The organism is Desulfosarcina cetonica JCM 12296, assembly GCF_001311845.1.
In the GTDB taxonomy this organism is placed as follows: Bacteria; Desulfobacterota; Desulfobacteria; order Desulfobacterales; family Desulfosarcinaceae; genus Desulfosarcina; species Desulfosarcina cetonica.
On sequence record NZ_BBCC01000002.1, the window covers coordinates 80,025 to 105,903 of the forward strand.

Consider the following 25,879-nt stretch of genomic DNA (forward strand, 5'->3'; position numbering starts at 1 on the left):
TGGAAACCGGTGATCATTTCTATTTTTCGGCCAAACATATTTTTTGTTGCGTATTTTCAGCGCATTACACTTTCTCTAAAATCAGCCACCCTAAGCTTACCATTTTCAGAGCCCCCAACCCCCACCGGATGCCTGGCCAGCGTTCCGGGATCCCAAAAACATCACCGGCCACGCGCCTGGCGCGTGGCCGGTGATGAAGCCCCCGCGAAGGGGGCTTTGTTGTCGGGAAAGCCCTTGAAGGGGCTCATGTTGGCGTTTTCTTAAAAAACATATGCCCACTGAAAATGGAGTGCTTCCACCTCCGGGGCATATCCTCCGTTATTCAACTCCCTCCCATCCAATTCCTTGCTATACTTCAAATAGAAAATAGAATTGGGTTTAAATGCATAGACGACACCTAACGCGCCCCCGAAAGTATAAAAGTCGGAATCGCCCTGGCCGTCTCCATTTAACTTGGATTCATTGATAGCGAATTGATAGTCAGGCTGTAGGAAAAAACCCAGCTTCATTGTCTTTCTATCAAGCCAGTAGGTGGCAATGAGATTAATCTCCGCAACATCATGATCATCCCAATCGGTGTCTCTATTCTCGTATCTCCATTCACAATTCATACTCAAATCAAGCATCAACAATCCGTTGAAAGCAGGCTTTCTAAATTGCAACGTTACAAACGGAAAATAGAGTTTCCAACGGTTCTCTCCTATATTCAAGGTATCGTCGGTGTCATAGTCGCCAAGGGGGAACGATAAGCTAAACCCTCCGGAAAGATGCAGATTGTTAGCTAAATTATGCCAGCCAAGCAGATTAGTACTTATCGGATCGCCCATTCCGGAAGCACTTTCATTTATCTCGTCGACGTTAACATTTGCAATGGGGACTACTAAAACATTCAATAACTGCCATTGTTCGTTTAAACGCTCAGCATGCGCAATCTTATTGATCGACTGAAATCCTTCAACCTCCATTGAATTTACACGATCACCCGAAGCGTTGAAGACATGATCATAATTGAAATAACGCAGTTGCACATTGGTTAACCAAGTCGTGGGTAAGTCCTGAGCCCATATACCCGGAAATGCATATAGATGTAGATCGCCCAAAGCATATGCAGCCATGGGAACCAAGGTGACGACCCATACGATCAACATCATTTTCACGCTTCCATTTCTGCTGCCTTTCTTCATCGTTCAATCTCCTTTTTCTTTTGTATTTCTGCACGCAACATCTCCGGCGATCCAAAACGCGCAGGCTTGCCCATGAAGAAAACGCAATCTCAATGCCAACGACTGATTTCACGATAACATCTTAATATAATTATAATTTATACAAATTTTAAACATTTTCTCAAAAGCAAAACATAGTTAAAACTGGCTAATATCAACCGCAATAAAACATCCACGATCCATCAAGCGCGCTTTAAATTGTAAAAAACACTATCATTCATGATAGATACCCAATGATTAAAAACAGCCACTTCACGCTTTGCAGCCGATCAAGCGCAGGGTATATTTTAGGTGCGTCACGGTTGACCCATCAATGGTTCGGCTATATTTTGCGCACTCTAAAACCGCAACAATGTTGCCTGATGAAAAGAAAGATCGAATCCGAGCAATGCGCCCCAACCCATCCCCTGCCCCCCAAACGCCCGTCTTCGGCGTGTTCATGGCCTTCACGGCATTTCTCATCTGGGGACTCAGCCCGATCTACTGGCGAGCCCTCGACCAGGTGAGTGCCTTCGAGATTATCCTGCATCGGATGCTGTGGTCTTTTGTTATTCTCGTCCCCCTGGTGGTGGCCGGCCGCCAGTGGCATGCCTTTCGACATGCCCTTGCCACCCCCCGGATCCTGGGGACGCTTTTGTTGACGTCGGTACTCGTCGGCGCCAACTGGCTGCTCTACATTTGGGCGGTCAATAACGGCCGCGTGCTCCAGGCCAGCCTGGGATATTACATCAACCCCCTGGTCAACGTCCTGCTGGGCATGATCTTTCTGGGGGAACGCCTGCGCCGCGCCCAAACCCTAGCGGTCTGCCTGGCTGCCGCGGGCGTACTTTACCTCACCATGCGCCACGGCGTCTTTCCCTGGGTCTCCCTGGCCCTGGCGTTCAGTTTCGGGATTTACGGGCTGGTACGCAAGGTGGCGGCCGTCGGCGCGTTGGTGGGGCTGACCGTCGAGACCCTGCTGTTGACACTTCCGGCAGCCATCTGGATCGCTCACCTCCACCGCATGGGCAGCGGTGCTTTTCTGCACAGCGGGATGCGCACCGACCTGCTCCTCATGGGAACCGGCATACTCACGGCCACGCCGCTCCTGCTTTTCAACCTCGGTGCCAAACGGATCACCCTGGCAACCCTGGGCTTCGTCCAGTACACGGCGCCCACCGGTATGCTGCTGTTAGGCATTACCCTCTTCGGTGAACCGTTCACCACCGTCCAGGCAATGACCTTCGGCCTGATCTGGACGGCGCTGGCGATCTATTCATGGGATGCCCTGCGGATGCACCGCCAACGCCGGCGTCTCGAGTGAACCAACAGCCAATCCGACAAGGTTCAAAATTACGGTTTTTGTCAAGAATCCAAATACCTTGACAGGTTTATACGGGTATGGTAGCGTCGATTTGTTATTTTTCTCCTGCGTCCGCCCATCGTCGGATAGGACGCGGCATTTCACGCCGACGTCTCCGGGCAGGAAGCTTCAGCGGGTGTATCGGCACCAACCCGCGTTGGTGAAAACGAAACACGCAACCGTCGCACGGTGTTGGCATCGCATCGGCAACCGGCCTTACCGGCGATGGATGCCGCCGGATGTGACCAACACGCCTTACCGGGAATACCGGTTGCGGCAAACGGGGGAAACGTATGGATGGTGGCCAGAAACCCGATCCACAGACCGAAAACGATCTGGATGACGACATTATCAATCTGACCGAGGTTGTCCCGGAGAGTGGGGACGACGACGTCATTGAACTCACCCATGTCATGGAGCAACCCGATCAGGCGCCATCGGCCATCGACCAGGCCGATGAAGCGGCCATCCCGTTGACAAACACGATGGTCGTGGAGGAACCTGCAGCAAAGGCCCCGGAAGCACCCTCACCCGAGGAAAGCGAACCGATCATCGATCTGACCGAAGCGGTCGCCCCCGAGGCGGAGCTGCCGGCCGCCGATCTTGCCATTCCCCTTGAAGCGGCGGAGACCGGAACTGCGCCAATCCCCGTCGAGGAAGCCGGCGCCGCGCCACCGATCAGCGAGGCGCAGGTGGAAGCGGCCCTGGAGCGGGTGATCAAAAAATTTACGGTGAAAAGATCGAACGTCTGCTGGTCGAAACCATCCAGCGGACCATCGGGCAGGAAATCGAAAAGATCAAAGCCGACATCATTGGAGATGACAAGCTGCGTCAGGATTGATCGGGGCGGCCGGCAAGCGTTTGTTGTGTATGCATTTTTCACGGGGATTAGGTTTTAATCCCCTTTTCCATTTTTTTTAGCGGCCCGGTTGATCGCGACCGGGCCGTTGTCACAAGGAGTCGCACCCCCATGAGTCGTGAATTGCTGGACAAGAGCTATTCCCCCGAGGATGTTGAAAAGCGCTGGTATACCTACTGGGAACAGGAAAAGCTGTTCGCCGCCGACGAAACCACGGCCAAGACGCCCTATTCGATCGTCATTCCCCCACCCAACGTCACCGGCGTCCTGCACATGGGCCATGCCCTGAACAACACCATGCAGGACATCATGTGCCGTTACCGCCGCCTGAAGGGCGACAGTGTCCTGTGGATGCCCGGCACCGACCATGCCGGCATCGCCACCCAGAACGTGGTGGAGAAAAAACTGGCCGCCGAGGGCAGCGACCGTCATCAACTGGGCCGCGAGAAGTTTATCGAAGCCGTCTGGGAATGGCGCAAGCAGTACGGCAGCGCCATCATCAACCAGCTCAAGCGCCTGGGTGCCTCGTGCGACTGGGACCGCGAACGCTTCACCATGGACGAGGGGCTCTCCCGGGCCGTGCGCAAGGTGTTCGTCCAACTCTACGACGAAGGCTTGATCTATCAGGGCGACTACATCATCAACTGGTGCTGCCGCTGCCACACGGCCCTTTCCGATCTGGAAGTCGAGCACGAGGACCTCGACGGCAACTTCTACCATATCCGTTACCCCTTTGCCGACGGTTCCGGCGCGCTCACCGTGGCCACCACCCGGCCGGAAACCATGCTGGGCGATACGGCCGTGGCCCTGCACCCGGACGATGAACGCTATGCCAACCTGTCGGCCCAAACGGTGACCCTGCCGCTGATGGACCGTGAAATTCCCATTATCCGCGACACCTATGTGGATCTTTCCACCGGCACCGGCGCCTCAAGGTCACCCCGGCCCACGACCCCAACGATTTCGAGATCGGGCGCCGTCACGACCTGCCCAGTATCAAGGTCATCGGCGAGGACGGGCGCATGACCGACGCGGCCGGCCCGTTTGCCGGCATGGATCGCTTTGCCTGCCGCAAGGCCGTGGTCGAGGCCCTTGAGGCCCAGGCTGATGGCACGCATCGAGCCCCACCGCCATAGCGTGGGCCATTGCTACCGCTGCAAGACCGTGGTCGAGCCCAACCTATCGCGCCAGTGGTTCGTGAAGACCAAGCCCCTGGCCGAAAAGGCCATCGCGGCGGTGGAAACCGGCAAGACCCGCATCATCCCCGAATCATGGACCAAGACCTATTATGAATGGATGTACAATATCCGCGACTGGTGCATCTCACGCCAGATCTGGTGGGGGCACCAGATCCCGGCCTGGACCTGCCAGGCCTGCCGGCGGATGGTCGTGGCCCTGGACACCCCGGATGTCTGCCCGGACTGCGGTTCCACCGACCTGGTTCAGGAGACCGACGTGCTCGACACCTGGTTCAGCTCGGCCCTGTGGCCCTTCTCCACCATGGGCTGGCCGGATCAGACGCCGCTGCTCAAGACCTACTACCCCACCTCGGTGCTGGTCACCGGGTTCGACATTCTCTTCTTCTGGGTGGCCCGCATGATGATGATGGGCATCCACTTCATGGGCGAGATCCCCTTCAAGGATGTCTACGTGCATGCCCTGGTGCGCGACGAAGAAGGCAAGAAGATGAGCAAATCCAAGGGCAACGTCATCGATCCCTTGAATGTCATCGACCAGTACGGCACCGACGCCTTCCGCTTCACCCTGGCCGCCTTCGCCGCCCAGGGACGCGACGTGAAGATGAGCGAGAAACGCGTCGAGGGGTACCGCCACTTCATCAACAAGCTTTGGAACGCGGCGCGTTTTGCCCTCATGCACCTGGACAAAGGCTATGACGCCATCGACACGGCCAACATCTCTTTGCAGGACCGCTGGATCATCTCCCGCCTCAATCGCGTGGCCCGACAGACCGCGGAGGCGCTGGACGCCTACAAGTTCAACGAAGCCGCCGGCATGGTCTATCAGTTTGTCTGGCACGAGCTATGCGATTGGTACCTGGAGGCCATCAAACCGGTCCTCTACGATGAGAATGCCAGCCAAGCCAAGACGGCCACCCTGTCGGTGCTCTGGCATGTCTTCCGCGAGGCCCTGGTCCTCCTGCACCCCTTCACCCCCTTTGTCACCGAGGAGATCTGGCACTCGTTGCCCGGCACCGAGGGATCGATCATGAAAGCCTGCTGGCCGGAGATTCTCGCTCCCGGCGAGGATCCGGCCGTCGAAGCCCAGATGCAGACCGTGATGGACGCCATCACCGGCATCCGCAATGTACGCGGTGAGATGAACATCGCCCCGTCCACGGCCCTGACCGTCGTGGTGCAGCCCGATGCTCCGCTGGTCGGCGAGACCATCGAGAAGAACAGCCTCCTGATCACCAATCTGGCCCGCCTCACGGAAATCCGCATTGCCATGGACGCCCAGCGTCCCAAGGCGGCGGCCACGGTGCTGATCGAGGGTGCCACGCTGTTCGTCATGCTGGAGGGTATCATCGATTTCGCCCAGGAACAGGCCCGCCTGCAAAAGGAGATCGTCAAGCTCACCAAGGAACTCTCCGGCATGAACAAAAAGCTGGGCAACGAGGATTTTCTCAAGAAGGCACCGCCCGAGGTGGTGGCCGGCGTCCGTGAAAAGCACGCCGCCATGCTCGAGAAGCAGCACGCCCTGGAAGCGACCCTTGCGCGCATCCAGGCCATGATGGAATAAGGGGCCACGCCATGCACACCATCGACGAGTTTATCCAGCTGGCACTGAAAGAGGATATCGGCCCCGGCGATATCACCACGGACAACCTGGTCGCTCCGAACACCCCGGGCCGGGGGGTGATCGTGGCCAAACAGGACTTGGTCATCGCCGGCCTGGCCGTGGCCGAAAAAGTGTTCAAGGCCCTGGAACCGACCATCGTTTTTGAGGCCGGCTATGCCGACGGAGATCGGGTGGCCGCCGGCAGCACGGTGATCCGCCTCACGGGCAGCCTGGCCGGTTTGTTGAAAGGCGAACGCACGGCCCTTAACTTCCTGCAGCGTCTCTCCGGCATCGCCACCCAGGCACGCGCCTATGTGGCAACCGTTGCCGGCAGTCCGGTCAAGCTGGTGGATACCCGCAAGACCACGCCGGGCTGGCGCGTGCTGGAAAAATACGCCGTGCGCGTGGGTGGTGCCCATAACCACCGCATGGGCCTGTATGACGGCGTCTTGATCAAGGACAACCACATCGCCGTGGCCGGCGGCATCACCGCGGCGGTCGCCAAGCGCGCCAGGCCATCTCCCACCTGGTCAAAATCGAGGTGGAAGCCAGCAGCCTGGCCGAGGTCGATGAAGCCTTGGCCGCCGGCGCGGATATCATCATGCTCGACAACATGGACGTGGATCAGATCCGCCAGGCGGTAACCCATATCGCCGGCAGAGCCTGGTGGAGGTTTCCGGCGGGGTCACCCGCGACCGGCTGAAGGCCTTGGCCACCACCGGGGTCGATCTCATCTCCATCGGCGCCCTGACCCACTCGGCCGTGGCCGTCGACCTGAGCATGCGCATCGAACCGGACAAGGGCCCATGATCCCCATTCGCGACACCACACCGTCCAGGCGGGTGCCGGTGGTCAACAACACCATCATCGGCATCAATATCGTATGCTTCTGCTGCAGCTGACCCAGGGCAGCGGCAGTGACCATTACCTGTTGCTCTACGGGCTGGTGCCGGCCAAATTCACCGATCCGCAAATTTCCGCCTACTTTTCTACCGGCCAGAAACTGATCTCCCTTTTCACCTTCATGTTCCTGCATGGCGGGTTCATGCACCTGATCGGCAACATGTGGTTTCTCCACATCTTCGGCGACAATGTCGAAGATCGACTGGGACCGGCGCGCTATGCCATCTTTTACCTGCTCTGCGGCCTGGCTTCGGGCATGACCCAATTGATCTTCAATGCCAGCTCCCGTGTTCCCACCATCGGGGCCAGCGGGGCCATCGCCGGCGTCATGGGTGCCTATTTCATCCTCTATCCCAGCTCCCGTATCCTGACGCTGATTCCGATCATCATCATTCCCTGGTTCGTGGAAATCCCGGCCTTCTTTTTCATCGGCATCTGGTTCGTGTTGCAGGTCTTCAATGTGGCCGGCAGTTCGGGCGGCGCCGGCGGCATCGCCTGGTGGGCGCACATCGGGGGATTCCTATTTGGCATTCTCTTCCTCAAACTTTTTGACCGCATCCCCGCCACCGGCTTCTCCAACCGATTGCAGCAGGCCACCGAGAGAAAGCAGTCGCACCGTTTCCAAGTGATCAAGACCACGCGCGGAGAAGGCAACACCGATCTGTACGGCACCCTGACCATCACCCAGTACGAAGCCATGGTCGGCGCCCGCAAAACGGTAACCGTTCCCTGGGGGCTACAGAACCGACTTTACAACATCATCGTTCCCCAGGGCATCACCGACGGGCAGATCCTGCGCTTGAAAGGCGTGGGCCGGCCCCATGTAGACGGCACCCGGGGCGACATGCTGCTCAAGGTAAAGATCCAGCACATCTAAAGCCCGCGTCATCGATGATGGCGCTCGTCCACGGCCGCGACGCACCGGCGATGCCATGGACGTCTGGCCGACACTTGATTTTAGATTTGACATTTCATGCAATCACCGCTAATAAAGCTACAAAGGAGCTACATAAAAGCTAAAGTCAATTTATTCAAAAGCGATTTTCCCAATCAACATGCCATCACATCTCCATCATATCGGCTTCACATGAGGTGCCCGGTAAACGCGTGTCCGTTGATGCGCTCATGGTTGTCCGAAGGTGATGGAATCGTTTGCTTCATACCGTCTGATTCCCGCCTGATATAAACGAATCATCCGTAAAAGATCCGAATCTTTTAAGGAGCGGGTGGTTTTATTGCGCCAAGCGTATCCGCAGCATACCCTTTTTACAGTTGCTGGGCACCGTGAAAAGACACCATCGGTAAACCCACAACTATCGGAAGGGGAAAAAGCGGTGAAAAACCTACCCGTTGCAGAAGTATGTTTGACCCATTGTGCCGACAACCATTTCGGGGATGTGATGGTGGTGGGGGGCGGCATCAGCGGCATCCAGGCATCCCTCGATCTGGCCACGGCCGGCTACCGCGTCTATCTGATCGAAAAATCGCCAACCATCGGCGGCAAGATGGCGCAGTTGGACAAGACGTTTCCCACCAACGACTGCTCCATGTGCATCGAGTCGCCCAAGTTCCTCGAATGCAAGCGGCACCCCAACATCGAAATCCTTACCATGACCAAAGTGGTTCAGGTCCAGGGAGAGTCCGGCGACTTCACGGTCACCCTGACCACGCAGCCCCGTTTCATCGATGAAGACAAGTGCACCGGCTGCACCAGCTGCACGGAGTACTGCCCGGTCGAGGTCCTGGACCCCTTCAACCAGGATATATCCAACAACAAGGCCGTGCACATGTACTTCGCCCAGGCGATTCCACTGACGCCTTACATCGACGAAAACTGCATCTTCCTGGACGGGAAGAAGTGCACCATCTGCCAGGGCGTTTGCAAGAACGACGCGATTGATTTCAACCAGACGTCCAAGGCGATGCAGGTCAACGTGGGTGCGATCATCCTGGCCCCGGGCATTGAACCTTTTGACGCACGGCTGCACAACGACTACGGTTACGGTAAATTCGCCAACGTGGTCACGAGCCTCGACTACGAACGCCTGCTCTGCGCCACCGGTCCCTACGAGGGAGAAATTCTGCGCGCCTCCGACGGCAAACATCCCCACAAGGTGGCCTGGATTCACTGCGTCGGCTCCAGGCGGGTGGCGCCCGGCTACAACAGCTACTGCTCCGGCGTCTGCTGCACCTACATCCAGAAGCAGGTCATCCTCACCAAGGACCATGACGCCGATGCCGAGTGCACCATCTTTCACAATGACATTCGCTCCTACAGCAAGGGCTTCGAGCGCTTCTACCAGCGCGCCGAGGCCCTGCCCGGCATCCGGTTTGTCCGCAGCTATGTCTCCGTCGGCCGGGAAATTCCGGAGACCCAAAATGTCACCCTGCGCTATGCCACCACCGATGATGGGGTCAAGGAAGAAGAATTCGACATGGTCGTGCTAGCCGTCGGATTGACGCCTCCGGCCGAGTTCAAGCAGATGGCGGCAACCTTCGGCATCGACCTCAACCACCACGGCTTCTGCCAAACCAACCCGGCCAACCCCCTGGAGACCTCCCGGCCGGGCATCTTTCTAAGCGGTGCGTTTCAGGGGCCCATGGATATCCCCGAGGCGGTGTTCAGTGCCAGCGGGGCCGGTGCCCAATGCGGCGAGATTCTCACCCGGCGGCGCGGCAAGCTTTCCACGGCCCGCGTCTACCCCCCCGAACGGGATGTCTCGGGCGAGGAACCCAAGATCGGCGTCTTTGTCTGCCACTGCGGGGCCAACATCGGCCGCGTGGTCAATGTGCCATCCACCGTGGAATACGCCCTGAGCTTGCCCGGCGTCGTGCACGCCCAGGAACAGCTTTTCTCCTGTGCCACCAACTCCGCCAAGGAGATCACCGACACCATCCGCGAAAAGGGACTCAACCGGGTCATCGTGGCGGCCTGCACCCCCCGTACCCATGAACCGGTATTCCGCGACACCCTGCGCGAGGGCGGCATCAACCAGTACTTCTACGACATGGCCAATATCCGCGAGCACTGCTCCTGGGTCCATTCCAAGGAGCAGGAGGCGGCCACGGAAAAGGCCAAGGATCTGATTCGCATGTCCGTGGCCCGCTCCCACCTGCTCGAACCCCTGAACGAGTTCGACCTGCCGGTGGACAAGACCGCCGTGGTCGTCGGCGGCGGCCTTTCCGGCATGACCAGTGCGCTGAGCCTGGCCAAACAGGGATTCGAGGTCTACCTGATCGAGAAGGAAAAGGAACTGGGCGGCATGGCCCGCCGGATCCACACCACCCTGGATGGCATGGATGTCCAGGCCTTTCTCCAGGAAACGATCCGCAAGGTCTATCAGCATCCCCGGGTGCATGTGGCCCACGAGGCCACGATCCTGGAAGTGGCCGGCTATGTGGGCAACTTCACCACCACCATCAAGGCCGACACGGGCCGGCGCACGATCAAGCATGGCGCCGCCGTGCTCGCCACCGGGGCGGCCGAACACAAACCCACCGAATACCGTTACGGCGAGGACGACCGTGTGATGACCCAGCTGGAACTGGAGGAACAGATTCATGCGGAAGATGAGCGCCTGGCCACGGCCGAGCGGCTGGTGATGATCCAGTGCGTCGGCTGCCGCAACACGGAGCGCAACTACTGTGCGCGCATCTGCTGCACCCATGCCATCAAAAACGCCATCAGCCTGAAGACGCGCTACCCCCAACTGGATGTCCAGATCCTCTTCAGGGACATGCGCACCTACGGGTTCAGTGAGGATTACTACCGGGAAGCGGCGGAAAAAGAGGTGCGCTTCGTGCGTTTTGAACCGGAACAGGCCCCCCAGGTGGAAGCCGTGGTCGCGGAGGGTCGGGAGGTACTGCGCGTCACCGTTGCCGATCCGATCCTGGGAGAAACGCTCGAGCTGGACGCCGATCTTCTCGCCCTTTCCGCTGCCATCGTTCCTGCGGACAACATCCAGGAGATCGCCAAACAGTTCAAGGTCGCCCTGAGTCCGGAAGGGTTCTTCCAGGAGGCGCATGTCAAGCTGCGCCCGGTGGATTTCGCCGCCGAGGGCGTCTTCCTGTGCGGCACGGCCCATTACCCCAAACATATCAACGAATCGGTTACCCAGGCCTATGGCGCCGCCGGCCGGGCCGGGGTTTTGCTTTCCCAGGATACGGTCACTGCTTCCGGATCGGTCTGCACGGTGGACGAGGACCGCTGCATCTCCTGCGGGGCCTGCATCACGGCCTGCTCCTATGGCGCCATCGAATTCCAGGACACCCCCAAGGGCCGCAAGGCCAGGGTCATTCCGGTCCTCTGCAAGGGTGACGGACTGTGCAATGCCAAGTGCCCGACCGAGGCCATTCAACTTCGGCATTACACGGACGAAGAGATCTTGTTCCAGCTGGATGCGGCGTTTCCGGAACTTGAGCAGGCCGGCTGACCGCCGGTCCGCATTCCGGCCACCCAAGGTTTGAACCATGGCGGCGGGCACCCCCCGACCGCCACCGACTAAGACGAATCAAAGGAGAAAAGCAAAATGGCAGGTGGCACGTTTAAACCCAGAATCATCGGTTTCTTGTGTAATTGGTGCTGCTACGGCGGGGCGGATCTGTGCGGCGTGTCCCGTTTCCAATACCCCCCCTACCTGCGGGTCATCCGGGTCATGTGCTCGGGTAGAATCGACCTGAAATTCATCCTGCGGGCATTCTTGAACGGCGCGGATGCCGTCTTTGTGGGCGGCTGTCATCTCAACGACTGCCACTATAACCCCGAGGCAACTACGATGCCCTGGTCATGTCCAAAATCGCCAAGAAGCTTTTGGGCCACATCGGCATCAACCCCGACCGTTTCCGGCTGGAATGGGTGTCCGCCGGCGAAGGTATCCGCTTCGCCGAGATCATGAATGCCTTCAGCCAGACCACCCGCGAACTGGGACCGCTGGGCAGCAGTGAAGGGATCGACAAAGCGCAGTTGACCTTCAATCTCGAAGCGGCCCTCAAACTGGTTCCGTTCATCAAGCTGGTGGAGCGGGAACGTTTGCGGGTGCCGATCCGCACGGAAGTCGAATACGAAAAATTCTTTGCCAGCGGTGACCTGGACCGACTTTTCGATGAAATCATCCTGGAGAAGTATGCCATCAGCCAGATCGTCGCCCTGCTGCAGAAAAAGCCGTTATCGACCAGCGAAATCGCCGAGAGCCTCAACCTGAACCCGTCCGAGGTTTCCCGGCACATCAACAACTCTTCCCGCTATGGCTTCGTCCGTTACGACGTGGAGCAACAGTGCTACGCCCCGGCCTGATACCATGATCGACGGTTCATGGTGGTCGACACGCGTTCCCGCAAAATCCTCCCCGGGAACGCGTGTCGATGGGGCCCATTCATCCGCCCAGCACACCGATAATCGCACGCATGAATGCCGGTAGATCATCGGGCGTGCGGCTGGTCACCAGGAAGTCGTCCACCACCACCGCTTGGTCGACCCAATTTCCTCCGGCATTGACCAGGTCATCCTTATGAGGTGTCAAGCATCTTTAAGGATCAACTTAAGGGCGCGCACCATTTTGTGGGGATGGTAGGATTTCTTGGCCTGGGTCAGGCCGGGAATACCCATGTCGCTCTCCTTGTTCAGGTAGGTATACCCGTTGAAGAGCATGCGGGCGCAGGCATTGTCGAAATACTGGTAAAGCCCCTTGATCTGTCCCAAGGCCTTCTCGTATTGCAAGGTCGCCATATCCGACGTCAGGGGGGCGGAAATGCCAAAGGCGCTGACCTTGCCGTCGATGCGTAGCAGAATCCCCTTCAAGTCGAAGGCGTCATAGCTGAGCAAGGTATTGATGGCCGCCTGCTTTTCACAGGCGAGATCCACCTGTTCGTCGGCGTCGCAGTCCCGCTCCCGGCACCATTCTTCCAGGAAAATCAAACAATCGTCGGTATTGTCCGCACCGATCGGATCAATGCGCACCCGCTCCCGCGCCACATATTCCCGCGTGAACTGCTTGATCAGGTTGCGCTTCTTTGAGTAGCGGTTCCCCTTGAGTTCGGCCAAGTCGTCAACCAAATAGACGTAGTCGTCGTAGGCCCCATGGCTCTGGATGGTAAAGTGGCGTTCCACCGCCTCCCGGCCGAAATGCGTCACATAGGCTTCGGGCACGAACCAGAAATCCGTATACCCGGCCAAACGGGCGGTCGTGACCAATTCGTCCGGTGGCACCATGCGCCGGGGAGTGATCGGCAACAAAAGGTGCCGGTTCTTTTGTGGGTCGTGAATTCGGCGGCGATAATCAAGGCATCCTCGTATTCGGCGCCCAAAGGCCGGTACTCCTCATTTCTCCAGCTGATGGCCGAAGAGAGCGAGTAGGCACAGATCTCGTAGCGTTGGTTCTCGAAATAGTGGCGATAGGCAGCGTAATGCGCGGGTGTCAATTCGGAAAAATGTATCATAACGTCTTCAGCATGGGCACAGAATCGGCCATGGGTGCAAATCCCAAAGGTCGATAGAATGGATGCGTCTTCCTTTCTGCAATCAGTCCGATCCAGCCGATGCCGTCGGCTTCGAGGCGGGCCACCAATTGGGCCACCATCCGTGAGCCGATCCCCTGGTGACGAAAGGCCGGGTCCACGGTGACATCCTGGATATAGGCGTCGCTGATACGGTCGCTGATGGCGCGCCCCATGCCAACGATGGTCCCACCCTGCCGGGCCGCCAGAAAACAATGACTGCCCCGCACGATGCCGGCAACCGTGGACGGATGGTCGGCCGCGTCCTTCCACCAGCCCGCCAACCGGTAGAGTTCGGTCAGCCGGGCAATCTCGGTCTGGGTCGGGTTTTCAAGAAATGTGTATTCAATCATGATTCGGCAGGCGTTTCGAATATACAGGAAACCTGGTTGCGGCCGGACTGCTTGGAATGGTACATGGCCTGATCGGCCCGTTGGACAAAGCTGGCGACCGACTCATCGCGGCAGTACTGGGTCACGCCGATACTGATGGTAATCTGAACACCGGCCGTGCCGGTGTTGGCAAACGACTCGGCCGCCACGGCGGTACGCAGGCGTTCGGCAACCGTCCGCGCCTCCTCCCCGGGCGTCCCCGGCAAAATGATGGTGAACTCCTCCCCGCCATACCGATAGGCGGTGTCCATTTTACGCAGGCAGGCCCGGATCACCTGGCCGATGCGCACCAGGATCTTATCTCCCTCCAGATGACCGTATGTATCGTTGTACGCCTTGAAATGGTCGATATCCAGCAACAAGAGGCTCAGTTTATGGCCGTAACGTTTGAAGCGCTCGATTTCGCCCTTGAGCTGGGAATAGAAATAGCGCGAGTTGTAGAGCTGGGTGAGTCCATCGGTGATGGACAACTTTTTCAGCTCGTCGAGCATTTGCAGGCGCTCCTGGTTGAGCATCCGTTCCCGGAGCACCCGTTTGAGCCGCAGGTTGAGTTCCTCCAGGCGCACCGGCTTGAAAACGAAATCACTGGCGCCCTTGTTAATCGCCTCCTCATAGGAGTAATCCTGGCTGTAGCCGGTCATGACGATGACATCAACATCCCAGGCCGACTTGATCCGGTCGGTCAACTCCAGGCCGTTCATACCCGGCAGGGTGATGTCGGTGATGACCACATCCATGGGACAGGCCATGATGGCGGCCAACGCCTCTTCGGCGCTCGCGGCCAGCGATATCTCGTAGCCGGAAAGCTTGAGATAATCACACATGGCATCACGAATGGCGGGTTCGTCATCGACGACAAGGATGTGTGGGAGCATAGGCTTTTAAATTATCCGGCCGATCGCGCTTACCGGTTGACAGGTCTAAAAACGATCTGATATTAATATAAATTTTTAGCAAATGAAGTGATTATAACCACGCTGAAAAGCAGTGTCAACCGAATGATGGGAGCCTTTTTGGCGCGACATCGAATAAAATGAAAAACATACGAAACTTCAGCATTATCGCCCATATCGATCACGGCAAGTCGACCCTGTCTGACCGGCTGATCCAGTCGAGTAAAATTATTAGCGACCGCGATTTCAAGGATCAGATTCTGGACAGCATGGATATCGAACGGGAGCGCGGCATCACGATCAAGAGCCAGACCGTTTGTCTGCCATACAAGGCCAAGGATGGCAAGACCTACCACCTCAACCTGATCGACACGCCGGGTCACGTGGATTTCACCTACGAGGTCTCCCGTGCGCTGGCGTCCTGCGAAGGCGCCTGCTGTTGATCGATGCCAGCCAGGGCGTCGAGGCCCAGACCCTGGCCAACCTCTACCTGGCCATGGAACATAACCTGGAAATCATCCCGGTCATCAACAAGATCGACCTGCCCTCGGCCGATATCGAGCGGGTCAAGGCCCAAATCGAGGAGGATCTGGGACTGGATCCGGAATCGGCCATCCTGGCCTCGGCCAAGGAGGGGCTGGGCATCGAGGATATTATGGAAGCGGTGGTCAACACCCTGCCGCCGCCGGAAGGCGATTCCGAGGCTCCCTTGCAGGCGCTGATTTTCGATTCCCATTACGATCCCTTCCGCGGCACCGTGGTGCACTTCCGCATCAAGCAAGGCACCATCCGCGCCGGGGACCGGATCCGCTTCATGTCCAACGACGCTACCTACAAGGTAGAAGAGGTCGGCGTGTTCCAGATCGTGCGCGTCCCCCAAAAGACGCTGAGTGCCGGCGAGGTGGGCTACATGATCGCCGGCATCAAGACGGTCAGCGACACCCGCTGCGGCGATACGGTCACCCTGCATCAGCGCCCCTGTGCCCAGCCGCTGCCGGGTTTCAAGGAAGCCAAGCCGGTGGTTTTTTCCTCGATCTACCCGGTGGCCTCCGACGACTATGAGGATCTGGTCGTGGCCATGGAAAAGCTCAAGCTCAACGACGCCGCCCTGATCTATGAAAAGGACAGCAGCGCCGCCCTGGGATTCGGGTTCCGCTGCGGTTTTCTGGGCCTGCTGCACCTGGAAGTGGTCCAGGAACGCCTGGAACGCGAATACGATCTCTCGTTGATCCTGACGGCGCCGTCGGTGCGCTACCATCTGATCATGAACGACGGCAGTGAGCTGGTGATCGACAACCCGGCCCTCTACCCCGACCCCACCTTGATCGACCAGGCCCTGGAGCCCTTCATCAAGGCGTCGATCATCATCCCGGACCGCTACATGGGCGCGGTGATGAAGCTGTGCATGGAGCGCCGGGGCATCAACAAGAATTACCAGTATCTCACCAACAACCGCCTGGAGATGATCTTCGAATTGCCCCTGGCGGAGGTGATCTACGATTTTTACGACAAACTCAAATCCATCACCCAGGGGTACGGTTCCTTCGATTACGAATTGATCGATTACCGCGAGACCGACCTGGTAAAGCTGGATTTTCTGATCAACAGCGAACGGGTGGATGCCCTTTCCATGCTGACCCACCGGGACAATTCGGTAAACCGGGCCCGCATTGCCTGTGACAAGCTCAAGGAGGAGATTCCCCGCCAGATGTTCAAGATCGCCATTCAGGGCGCCATCGGCGGCAAGATCATCTCCCGTTCGACCGTATCGGCATTTCGAAAGGATGTAACGGCCAAGTGTTACGGCGGGGACATCAGCCGTAAACGCAAGCTGCTGGAGAAACAGAAAAAAGGGAAAAAGCGAATGAAGATGGTCGGCCAGGTGATGCTGCCCCAGTCCGCCTTTCTCGCCGTGCTGAAGACCGACTCGGATTAAGGCCACGGCATACCGGCTGAAATGCGCCACCATCAGTCATTTTGCATCGACGGAGGAACCATGGGTAGAACCATTGCACAAAAAATCTTCGATGACCATCGTGTCGGCACGCCGGATGCGGACATGCACGTGATCCGCCTGGACGCGGTCTTCTGCCACGAAATCACCACCCCACCGGCCATCCTGGATCTGGAACGGCGCGACAAGGACCGCGTCTTCGATCCCGACCGAATCAAGGTGGTCATCGACCATGTCTCGCCGGCCAAGGACTCCAAGACCGCCTTGCAGGGCAAGATTCTGCGGGCCTGGGCCCACCGCCACGCCATCAAGGATTTCTTCGACATTGGCGCCAACGGTGTCTGCCACGCCATCTTTCCCGAAAAAGGCTTCGTGCGCCCGGGATACACGGTGATCATGGGCGATTCCCACACCTGCACCCACGGCGCCTTTGGCGCCTTTGCCGCCGGCGTGGGCACCACCGACCTGGAAGTGGGCATCCTCAAGGGGGTCTGCGCCTTCAAATCCCCCGAGACCATGCGCATCAACATCACCGGCCACCTGCCCGAGGGCGTCTATGCCAAGGACGTGATTCTCTCGGTAATCGGCCGCATCGGGGTGAACGGCGCCACCAACAAGGTGATCGAATTCGCCGGCCCGGTGGTGGCGGCCATGGACATGGAATCGCGCATGACCCTTTGCAACATGGCCATCGAAGCCGGCGGGACCTGCGGCATCTGCGAACCGGACCGTACCACGGTGGATTACCTGTGGCCCTTCATCAAGGATCAATACGACACCCCCGAGGCGGCCCTGGCTGATTTCGCACGCTACCTGCCCGACGCGGACGCGGTCTACAGCACCACCATCGACCATGACGTTTCCGCCCTTTCGCCCATGGTCACCTTCGGCTACAAGCCGGACAACGTCAAGCCGGTGGCTGAAATGGCCGGCACACCGGTGGACCAAATCTATATCGGCTCGTGCACCAACGGTCGCATCAGCGACCTGCGCATTGCCGCCAAGGTGTTGAGCGGTCAGCGCATCAGCGACAACGTGCGCGCCATCGTCTCGCCGGCCACGCCGAAGATCTATGCCCAGGCCCTGGAAGAAGGCTTGATCAAGATCTTCATGGATGCCGGCTTTTGCGTGACCAACCCCACCTGCGGGGCCTGCCTGGGCATGAGCAACGGCGTGCTGGCCGAGGGTGAAGTCTGCGCGTCGACCACCAACCGCAATTTCAACGGCCGCATGGGCAAGGGCGGCATGGTCCACCTGATGAGCCCGGCCACCGCTGCCGCCAGCGCCATCGCCGGCAGCATCGCCAACTCGACGCTGTTCAACGGGTAGGAAAGGAGCGATCGATGAAATCATTCAACGGCAAGGTCCTGTTCCTGGACCGCTCGGACATCAATACCGACGAGATCATCCCCGCCAAATATCTCACCGAGATTTCTCGCGAGGCGTTGGCGCCCAATCTTCTGGAGGATCTCAAAATGGACGGCTTCGATCCGGCAAATGACATCGCCGGAAAGGCCGTCGTCGTCACGCGGGCCAACTTCGGCTGCGGGTCATCGCGGGAACACGCGCCCTGGGCGCTGGAAGTCAACGGCATCAACCTGGTGGTGGGGGAGAGCTTCGCCCGTATCTTTCGCCAAAACATGTTCAACTGCGGCATGATGGCCGTGGAGCTGCCCGCCGACACCATCGACGCGCTGTTCGCCACCTTCGCCGGCCGGGAGACCACCGCCACGACCGATTTCGAGGGCGGTACGATCACCTTCTCGGCGGGTGACGTCTCCCGGACCGTGCCTTTTAAAATCTCCGGCTTCGATGCCGACCTGGTCACCGCTGGTGGTTGGGTCGAGTACGCGGACGCCAATTACTGACGGGACTTTTCATAACGGCTTTTCGCCCTTCCGGGCGGGAAGCCGTCGCCCCGCCGCGCCAATGGAGGTTTGCCATGACCATTGCCGCCTACCTGACCCTGGCCCTTTTGATCGTCCTTTTCATTCTGCTGATCAAGACCCGCATTCCGGCACCCGCTATTTTTCTGGGGGCCCTGGCCGTGGCCATGACCCTCAACCTGGCCCCGCCAGCGCAGTTGCTCAAAGGATTCAGCAATCCCGGCATGCTCACCGTGGGCGTTCTCTTCATGGTGGCCGCCGGCATGTACGCCACCGGTGCCATCACCATGATCATGGACCGGCTCATGGGCGTTCCCCAGAGCGTTGTCGGCGCCCAGATACGCATTCTGCCGCCCGTCGCCTTCGGCAGCGCCTTTCTCAACAACACGCCACTCGTGGCCATGATGATTCCGGTGATCCGTGACATCGCCCGCGTGGCCCGGCTCCCCGCCCAACAGCTGTACCTGCCCTTGAGCTTCGCCTCCATCCTGGGCGGCATGTGCACCGTCATCGGCACCTCCACGAACCTGGTCATCGCCGGCATGGTGCTTGACACCATGGAACGAAACACCGCCGGCCTGCCGGTCATCCGAGCCATCCGCATGTTCGATCCGGCTTTCATCGGCGTGCCCATCGCCGTGGTGGCCATCGGCTTGATGATCCTGGTAGGACGCTTTTTCCTGCCAACCCGGACCAACGGGCGAGCGGGAGATGCGACCACACGGCGCTACACGGCCGAGTTCGAAGTACGGGAAGGCTCGCGAATCGTCGGCCGCACCCTCGACGAAACCGGTATCGCGGCCGATGATGGGGTTCAGGTGCTGTATATCCGCCGGGGGGCGGGAATTCTCACCACCGATCTGATCCACGAGAAATTGGCCGCCGGCGACCTGATCGCCTTTTCCACCGAGACAGAAGCCATGGTGGCCCTCTGGCGCACCAATGCCCTGGTCCCCCACCTGACCCTCAACCCCATGCAGACCGAGCGTCACACCCACCATCTGGTCAAGGCCGTGGTCTCCCGCCAAAGCAAAACCGTCGGCCGGAAAATTGCCGACCTGATCCGGGATGAGAACACGTGTCAGTATAAATTTGTTGCGATTTCAAGGGATGGACAGCCCGTGGACAGTCCGTTGGAGGAGACCACCATCGAAGCCGGCGACAACGCCGTCCTGGAGGTCAACGACAATTTTTTCTACGAGTGTCAGATCGATCAGGATTTTGCCTTGACCAAGGCCCTCAAAGGCTTCCACCTGCAGCGCACGGACCGGGCGGTAGAAGCCAGCCTGATCACCCTGGCCATGATCACCGTTGTCGCCCTGGGCTGGATGAGCATGCTCAACGCCAGCCTGCTGGCCAGCGGGGCCATGCTCCTGACCGGATGCCTTTCGTTATCCACGGCGGCACGCAGCATCGACTGGAGCACCCTGGTGGTCATCGCCTGTGCCATCGGCCTTGAATCGGCGGTTACCGAAAGCGGCCTGGCCGAACAGGTGGCGCGCCTCTTGGCCGCCTTGGGCGGCAAAAACCCCCATCTGGCATTGGCCGTGATCTTTCTGGGCTGCACGCTGATGACCAATGTGATCACCAACAATGCCGCCGCCGCCTTCATGTTTCCCATCGCCCTGTCCACCGCCGGCTACCTGGGCGTCAGCTTCATGCCCTTCGCCATCACCTTGATGATCGCCGCTTCGTGCGCCTTCATCACCCCGACCGGGTATCAGACCAACCTCATGGTGTGGGGTGTTGGTGAATACCGATTCATGGACTATGTGAAAATCGGGTCGGTCATGACCCTTGTCGTCGCGGTGATGACGATTTTTCTGGCACCCGTCATCTATGGATTTTAGCGCCGCCGTGCAGACATTGCGGCCCGCTGAAAGACACCATGACGCTTCTGATCGGACAGGACGGCGACGACCGTTGCCATCCTGGAAATATTCATCAAGCGGCAAAAAAGCCCTTGACTAAATTATGATAAAGAGTTTATATGCGGTCTTTCTTGAAACGGCCATGTGCCCTTTCGGGAATCCCGCCGAGGTAGCTCAGTCGGTAGAGCAGGGGACTGAAAATCCCCGTGTCGGCAGTTCGATTCTGTCCCTCGGCACTTAAGAAATCAAGGGTTTACGGAAATTCCGTAAACCCTTTTTTCGTACAAGGGAAAATTTGTACAAGGATAGTACAAGGATCGGGAGCAACGGACCTAAAAGAAGTATCAAAAACAAAAATCCCCTCTACCCCATTCTCAAATCTGGGTATGGTTGCAACCGGGGATTAGACATCTGTCCTATCAATGCAATTCGCTCTCGTTTATCTTGGATCCACCAAGGCCAAAAGTCGAAAAATCATCAAATCGGTCCTACGCCGAGGTCCCCCCGCCGCCTCTTGTTTCTATTCGGCAACCAACGGTCCCCTACCCCTGCCATGCGGAATAAACGTCCAAGCTATCCCAGGCGACACCTCAACAATCTGATGGATGCCTCTTTAACTTGATCTCCTCTCGTAAGCATAGAGACAAACAATAATTGACTCCACAGACCTCTTGGACTAATTGTCATTTTGTCCATTCGCTCATTTTCCTGTTTCGCTTGAATCAAAATCTCGGCCCGAATCAGAGGACTTCCAAAAAAGGTTGCAGGTAGACGCATGAGCACACCCTACCACGCAAAATACTTTGCACATGAATTATCCCGGAATGGCGGTCAAGGCGTTGAACGACTTTCCCGATCCTTGTTTGATGCCTGTGTCGATCTAAACCCACATCAGATCGAAGCGGCACTATTTGCCTTACGGTCCCCCATTTCCAAAGGGGTTGTGCTGGCCGATGAAGTCGGGCTTGGGAAAACCATTGAAGCCGGCTTGGTGCTTTGTCAATATTGGGCGGAAAGGCGCCGAAAACTACTGGTCATCTGCCCGGCCTCATTGCGCAAACAATGGGAATTGGAAATCAGAGAAAAATTCAACCTGGCGTCCGTGGTGCTGGATGCAAAAAGCTACCGCAATGCCCGAACCAATGGCAATCCCACCCCCTTTGATACCGATACCTTGGTGATTTGTTCATTCCATTACGCCAGCCGACGTGCCAGTGAACTTCAATGCATCCCCTGGGATCTCGTGGTAATCGATGAAGCCCACAAGCTTCGCAATGCATACCGTGAAAACAACAGGATGGGACAAAACTTGCGCCGCGCACTTCACGACCGCCGCAAGGCCCTCCTGACCGCTACACCACTTCAAAATTCACTGTTAGAGCTTTACGGCTTGTCCACCATTATCGATGAGAACCTATTCGGTGATTTGCCGTCCTTCAGATCCCAATACGTGAATGTGGGTGGGGATCTCGAAGGGTTAAGATATCGTTTACAGACCTTCTGCTCCCGGACTCTTCGCAGCCAGGTGCTTGAATATGTCAAATATACGGAAAGGCTGCTGATTACTCGACGGTTCAAACCGTCCGACCACGAGCATGACTTATACTTGGCAATTTCATCCTTTCTTCAGCGCGAAGAGAGCTATGCTTTGCCGAAAAGGCAGCGGCACCTCATCACGCTCCTTGTTAGAAAAGTCCTTGCCTCATCGCCCAGGGCGGTTGCGGGAACGCTCGAAATCATGCGTGACCGCCTCAAGCGACTCAAAGCCGATTTCCTGGAAAATTCAGGAATCGTCGACCGGCTTATTCGCGGTGAAGAGCTTGACGACGATCTGTTGGATGAATTGCTGGAGGATGAGGAAGATCTCAATGACGCCATCGACACCAATGGGGCTGTCGATGAAGCCGAGCCCCCAGAAATCGACCCTGAAAAGCTTAATGAAGAAATCGAAACGTTGGATCGATTTATTCTGTGGGCCAACAGTATTGGCGTGGATACCAAAGCCAAGGCGCTGCTTTCGGCATTGGAAATTGGTTTCTCTAAGATGTCGGAGACCGGTGCCCAGCGCAAAGCCGTGGTATTTACCGAATCCAGGCGAACGCAGATTTATATCAAGGATTTTTTGGAATCCAACGGCTATGCCGGAAGAGTGCTTACTTTCAACGGCACCAACCGTGAACCCGATACCACCGAGATCTACAACCAGTGGTTGGAGAAAAACCGTGATTCGGGCCGAGTTTCCGGGTCAAGACCGGTGGACGTTCGTACCGCCATCATCGAAACCTTTCGCGATTCTCATCAGGTGCTTTTGGCAACTGAAGCAGCGTCCGAAGGCATCAACCTGCAATTCTGTTCGTTGGTCGTCAATTTCGATCTGCCCTGGAACCCGCAGCGTATCGAACAGCGTATTGGCCGTTGCCACCGTTATGGTCAAGAACATGATGTGGTGGTGATCAATTTCCTCAATGACCGCAATGCCGCCGATTGCCGTGTGCATGAGCTGTTGGAAGAGAAGTTCAATCTGTTTTCCGGAATCTTCGGGGCCTCGGATGAAGTTCTGGGAAGCATCGAGTCCGGTGTTGATTTCGAAAGACGCGTTCTATCGATTTACCAGCAATGCCGTACACCGGAAACGATCAATGCCGCGTTTACAGAACTCCAGGCGGAATTGGACGATATGATTCAGTCCCGGCTCAGCGATACCCGCCGCCTTTTGCTGGAACACTTTGATGAGGATGTTCACGCCCGGTTGAAAGTCAATTTGAATGGCACACAGCAGCAGTTGGATCGTGTCGGCCGCATGTTTTGGTCACTGACGCGTTATATGCTGGCTGACGATGCAACCTTTAATGACCAGGAATTGTGGTTTGATTTGCACCAGTCACCCCTTACGACGGCCAGTACGGGTCGCTATCATCTGATTTCGAAATCCAAAAACAATATCCCCGGTGTATTCTTGTACCGTCTTAGCCACCCGCTGGGGGAGCATGTCATCAACACCGCTGCCCAGCGACCAACGCCCGTAGCGGAAGTCATATTCGATATTTCCAACCATCCCACCCGCATCGCCATGGTAGAGGCACTCAACGGAAAAAGAGGCTGGCTTACCCTACAACGCCTGTGTATTGATTCCTTCGATCGCGAAGAGTATCTATTGTTTTCCGGCTTTGGAGATGACGGTCAGTCTCTTGATCAGGAACTCTGCGAGCGTCTCTTTACCTGTACGGCGCTGCAACGGCCGACCCATATTCCGGACGACGCAATTCAGGAACGGCTGGCTGCCGATGCTCAGCGTCATGCGCAAGCCACTATTTCCCGGTCGTTGGAAACCAATAACCGCCATTTTAATGAAGCACGTGAACAGCTTGAAAAATGGGCGGATGATATGGTGGTTGCCGTTGAAAAAGAACTTGATGATATCAAAGCTCAGATTCGGGCGATCAGTCGTCAGGCCAGGATGGCGGAGACCATGCAGGAACAACATGCATATCAGGATCAGATTAGAAAACTGGAAACCAAAAAACGCTCCCTACGCCGACGGATTTTTGATGTGGAAGACGAGATTGCCGAAAAGCGTGATCGTCTGATTGATGCCCTGGAGCGACGAATGCAGCAGAAAACCAAAATTGAATCCCTGTTCACCATCCGCTGGTGTGTGCAATAAGGGAAAGAAAACAGATACGATTATGCCCACTGTCGATCAACACCGCCAGAAGCTGTTGGCCCTGCTTAAGGAACTGTTTCAAATCAACCAGCCGGATCTGGATTTCGGTTTTTACCGGATCATGCATGCCAAGCCGACGAAGTCAGCCGGTTTCTGGATGAGGATCTTTTGCAGATTATTGCCGATTCCTTTGGTGAGACGTCCTCGGCAAAGCAGACAGATCTTAAGAAGGCCTATCTGGATGAGATCGAAACAGCCCGTCAGTACGGCGTGGAAAACCCTGAAGCGTCTCCCAAGGTCAAGGAAGCCAAGGCACGCTGGGAATCGGCCATGGATACGGCCGAGGGCGAGATATATGATCACCTCTACCGTTTCTTTGAACGCTATTATGACAACGGAGATTTCCTTTCCAAACGGTATTATGCCCGCGAAAGCGGCAGCAAGGCAGCACCCTATGCCGTACCCTATGACGGCAGCGAGGTGTACCTGCATTGGGCCAACAAGGACCAATACTACATCAAAACCAGTGAATATTTCACTGACTTCACCTTTGATCTGAGCAAGGCCAAGGACGTCGAAGGAAAAATCGAGTCGATTTCGGTCCATCAGGCGGATTCGCCAATGCGGGTCCATTTTCGAATTGTCGATGCCACGGAGGGCGAACACGGCAACATCAAGGCCGCCAATGGCCAAAAACGGTATTTCATTCTCCATGCAACCGATCCGGTCAGCCTGGAAAATGAGGAATTGATCATCCGTTTCGAATACCGGCCCGACCCACTGAAAAGCGGACAAGATGCGGTGTGGCAGCGTAAGCTAATGGATGAGGCGGTGGACAAAATTTTGATCCACCTCGATGGATTGAAAGGTGCCGCTGAATTCGACCGGTTATTGAGAACGCCGGTCCCCACCGATAAGCAAAAAGACCGTACTCTGCTGGCTAAATACCTGGCCCGATATATGGCTCGGAACACCATGGATTATTTTATCCACAAGGACCTGGGCGGCTTTTTGCAGCGGGAGTTGGATTTCTACATCAAGAACGAAATCATGCACCTGGACAATATCGAGAACAACGACGCGCCCCGGGTCGAGCAATATCTGTCCAAGATCAAGGTGCTACGCAAGATTGCCCGTAAGATCATCGCCTTTCTTGCCCAACTTGAGGAGTTCCAGAAAAAACTCTGGCTCAAGAAAAAATTTGTCACTGAGACGAATTACTGCATCACCTTGGACCGTGTGACCGAGGAATTATATCCGGAGATTGCCGCCAATGAGGCCCAGTATGATGAGTGGGTGCGGTTGTTTGCCATCGATGAAATCAAAGGGGATTTGCTCAGTCCAGCATATTCGAAACCGCTTTCAGCAGATTTTTTAAAAAACTATAAATATCTAACGGTTGATACAAAATTCTTTAATGAAGATTTTAAAACAAGATTGATTGCATCTGTCTCAGATTTTAATGAACAGTGTAACGGTCTACTTCTCCACTCTGAAAATTTTCAAGCTCTGGGTGTGTTACAAAAACGCTATAAGGGTGAAATTAATAGTGTCTATATAGATCCGCCATACAATACTGACGCATCTCCAATATTATACGG

The 25,879-nt window shown here is 56.9% G+C and carries 19 protein-coding genes, 1 tRNA gene and 2 pseudogenes; 17 read left to right on the forward strand and 5 right to left on the reverse strand.

The window, feature by feature from the left end; translation table 11 throughout:
* Positions 1-260 precede the first annotated feature (260 nt).
* Positions 261-1,184: a transporter gene (locus tag JCM12296_RS00995; protein WP_054688935.1), complete on the reverse strand. Its 924-nt coding sequence runs from the start codon at positions 1,182-1,184 to the stop codon at positions 261-263.
* Between the two features lie 427 nt (positions 1,185-1,611).
* On the opposite strand from JCM12296_RS00995, the gene rarD reads away from it, so the two are divergent.
* From rarD to JCM12296_RS46890, 10 genes and pseudogenes are all read left to right on the forward strand, one after another.
* Positions 1,612-2,526, forward strand: coding sequence for an EamA family transporter RarD (gene rarD, locus JCM12296_RS01000; protein WP_054688937.1), 915 nt, complete (start codon positions 1,612-1,614; stop codon positions 2,524-2,526).
* Positions 2,527-2,858: 332 nt separating this feature from the next.
* On the forward strand, positions 2,859-3,464 hold the full coding sequence (locus tag JCM12296_RS01005) for a hypothetical protein (protein WP_054688938.1): 606 nt from the start codon (positions 2,859-2,861) through the stop codon (positions 3,462-3,464).
* Positions 3,465-3,535: 71 nt separating this feature from the next.
* Positions 3,536-4,450: a class I tRNA ligase family protein gene (locus JCM12296_RS48780; RefSeq protein WP_340147729.1), complete on the forward strand. Its 915-nt coding sequence runs from the start codon at positions 3,536-3,538 to the stop codon at positions 4,448-4,450.
* Positions 4,451-4,531: 81 nt separating this feature from the next.
* A complete protein-coding gene (locus tag JCM12296_RS48785; RefSeq protein WP_306303929.1) occupies positions 4,532-6,184 on the forward strand; it encodes a valine--tRNA ligase in 1,653 nt (550 codons plus the stop codon).
* 11 nt (positions 6,185-6,195) lie between these two features.
* Positions 6,196-6,926: pseudogene (gene nadC, locus JCM12296_RS01015) on the forward strand (carboxylating nicotinate-nucleotide diphosphorylase).
* Positions 6,890-7,033, forward strand: coding sequence for a hypothetical protein (locus tag JCM12296_RS46885; protein ID WP_281491890.1), 144 nt, complete (start codon positions 6,890-6,892; stop codon positions 7,031-7,033). The pseudogene nadC and the gene JCM12296_RS46885 overlap by 37 nt, the downstream one beginning before the upstream one ends.
* 73 nt (positions 7,034-7,106) lie before the next feature.
* Entirely contained in the window at positions 7,107-8,003 is an 897-nt protein-coding gene (locus JCM12296_RS01020) for a rhomboid family intramembrane serine protease (RefSeq protein WP_306303930.1), read from the forward strand.
* Between the two features lie 457 nt (positions 8,004-8,460).
* Positions 8,461-11,559 carry an FAD-dependent oxidoreductase gene (locus JCM12296_RS01025; RefSeq protein ID WP_054688940.1) on the forward strand — a complete coding sequence of 1,033 codons (3,099 nt, stop codon included), beginning with the start codon at positions 8,461-8,463 and terminating at the stop codon, positions 11,557-11,559.
* Positions 11,560-11,655: 96 nt separating this feature from the next.
* Entirely contained in the window at positions 11,656-12,021 is a 366-nt protein-coding gene (locus JCM12296_RS51265; RefSeq protein ID WP_479690844.1) for a hydrogenase iron-sulfur subunit, read from the forward strand.
* Positions 11,913-12,419 (forward strand): hydrogenase iron-sulfur subunit, encoded by a 507-nt coding sequence (locus JCM12296_RS46890; RefSeq protein WP_479690845.1) that lies wholly within the window; start codon positions 11,913-11,915, stop codon positions 12,417-12,419. The genes JCM12296_RS51265 and JCM12296_RS46890 overlap by 109 nt, the downstream gene beginning before the upstream one ends.
* Positions 12,420-12,498: 79 nt before the next feature.
* On the opposite strand, the gene JCM12296_RS35625 is transcribed toward JCM12296_RS46890, so the two are convergent.
* The 4 genes from JCM12296_RS35625 to JCM12296_RS01045 form a co-directional block, all read right to left on the reverse strand.
* Positions 12,499-12,645 (reverse strand): DJ-1/PfpI family protein, encoded by a 147-nt coding sequence (locus JCM12296_RS35625; protein ID WP_083455682.1) that lies wholly within the window; start codon positions 12,643-12,645, stop codon positions 12,499-12,501.
* Positions 12,642-13,355 carry a DUF2156 domain-containing protein gene (locus tag JCM12296_RS01035; protein WP_157067275.1) on the reverse strand — a complete coding sequence of 238 codons (714 nt, stop codon included), beginning with the start codon at positions 13,353-13,355 and terminating at the stop codon, positions 12,642-12,644. Before JCM12296_RS01035 ends, JCM12296_RS35625 begins: the two co-directional genes overlap by 4 nt.
* Before the next feature lie 202 nt (positions 13,356-13,557).
* Positions 13,558-13,971 carry a GNAT family N-acetyltransferase gene (locus JCM12296_RS01040; protein WP_054688944.1) on the reverse strand — a complete coding sequence of 138 codons (414 nt, stop codon included), beginning with the start codon at positions 13,969-13,971 and terminating at the stop codon, positions 13,558-13,560.
* Positions 13,968-14,885 carry a GGDEF domain-containing response regulator gene (locus tag JCM12296_RS01045; RefSeq protein WP_054688946.1) on the reverse strand — a complete coding sequence of 306 codons (918 nt, stop codon included), beginning with the start codon at positions 14,883-14,885 and terminating at the stop codon, positions 13,968-13,970. Before JCM12296_RS01045 ends, JCM12296_RS01040 begins: the two co-directional genes overlap by 4 nt.
* Positions 14,886-15,043: 158 nt before the next feature.
* Between JCM12296_RS01045 and lepA the strand changes: the two are divergent.
* From lepA to JCM12296_RS01080, 7 genes and pseudogenes are all read left to right on the forward strand, one after another.
* Positions 15,044-16,839, forward strand: a pseudogene (lepA, locus tag JCM12296_RS01050) (translation elongation factor 4).
* A 60-nt stretch (positions 16,840-16,899) separates the two neighbouring features.
* Positions 16,900-18,186 (forward strand): 3-isopropylmalate dehydratase large subunit, encoded by a 1,287-nt coding sequence (locus JCM12296_RS01055; protein ID WP_054688949.1) that lies wholly within the window; start codon positions 16,900-16,902, stop codon positions 18,184-18,186.
* A gap of 14 nt (positions 18,187-18,200) precedes the next feature.
* Complete coding sequence (locus JCM12296_RS01060) at positions 18,201-18,725, forward strand: 3-isopropylmalate dehydratase small subunit (protein WP_054688951.1); 525 nt, start codon at positions 18,201-18,203, stop codon at positions 18,723-18,725.
* Between the two features lie 74 nt (positions 18,726-18,799).
* Positions 18,800-20,593, forward strand: coding sequence for an SLC13 family permease (locus JCM12296_RS01065; RefSeq protein ID WP_054688953.1), 1,794 nt, complete (start codon positions 18,800-18,802; stop codon positions 20,591-20,593).
* Between the two features lie 184 nt (positions 20,594-20,777).
* A tRNA-Phe gene (locus JCM12296_RS01070) sits at positions 20,778-20,850 on the forward strand.
* Between the two features lie 539 nt (positions 20,851-21,389).
* A complete protein-coding gene (locus tag JCM12296_RS01075; RefSeq protein ID WP_054688955.1) occupies positions 21,390-24,278 on the forward strand; it encodes an SNF2-related protein in 2,889 nt (962 codons plus the stop codon).
* Between the two features lie 330 nt (positions 24,279-24,608).
* Positions 24,609-25,879 (forward strand): hypothetical protein (locus JCM12296_RS01080; RefSeq protein ID WP_218187913.1); only part of this gene is annotated, 1,271 nt, incomplete at its 3' end.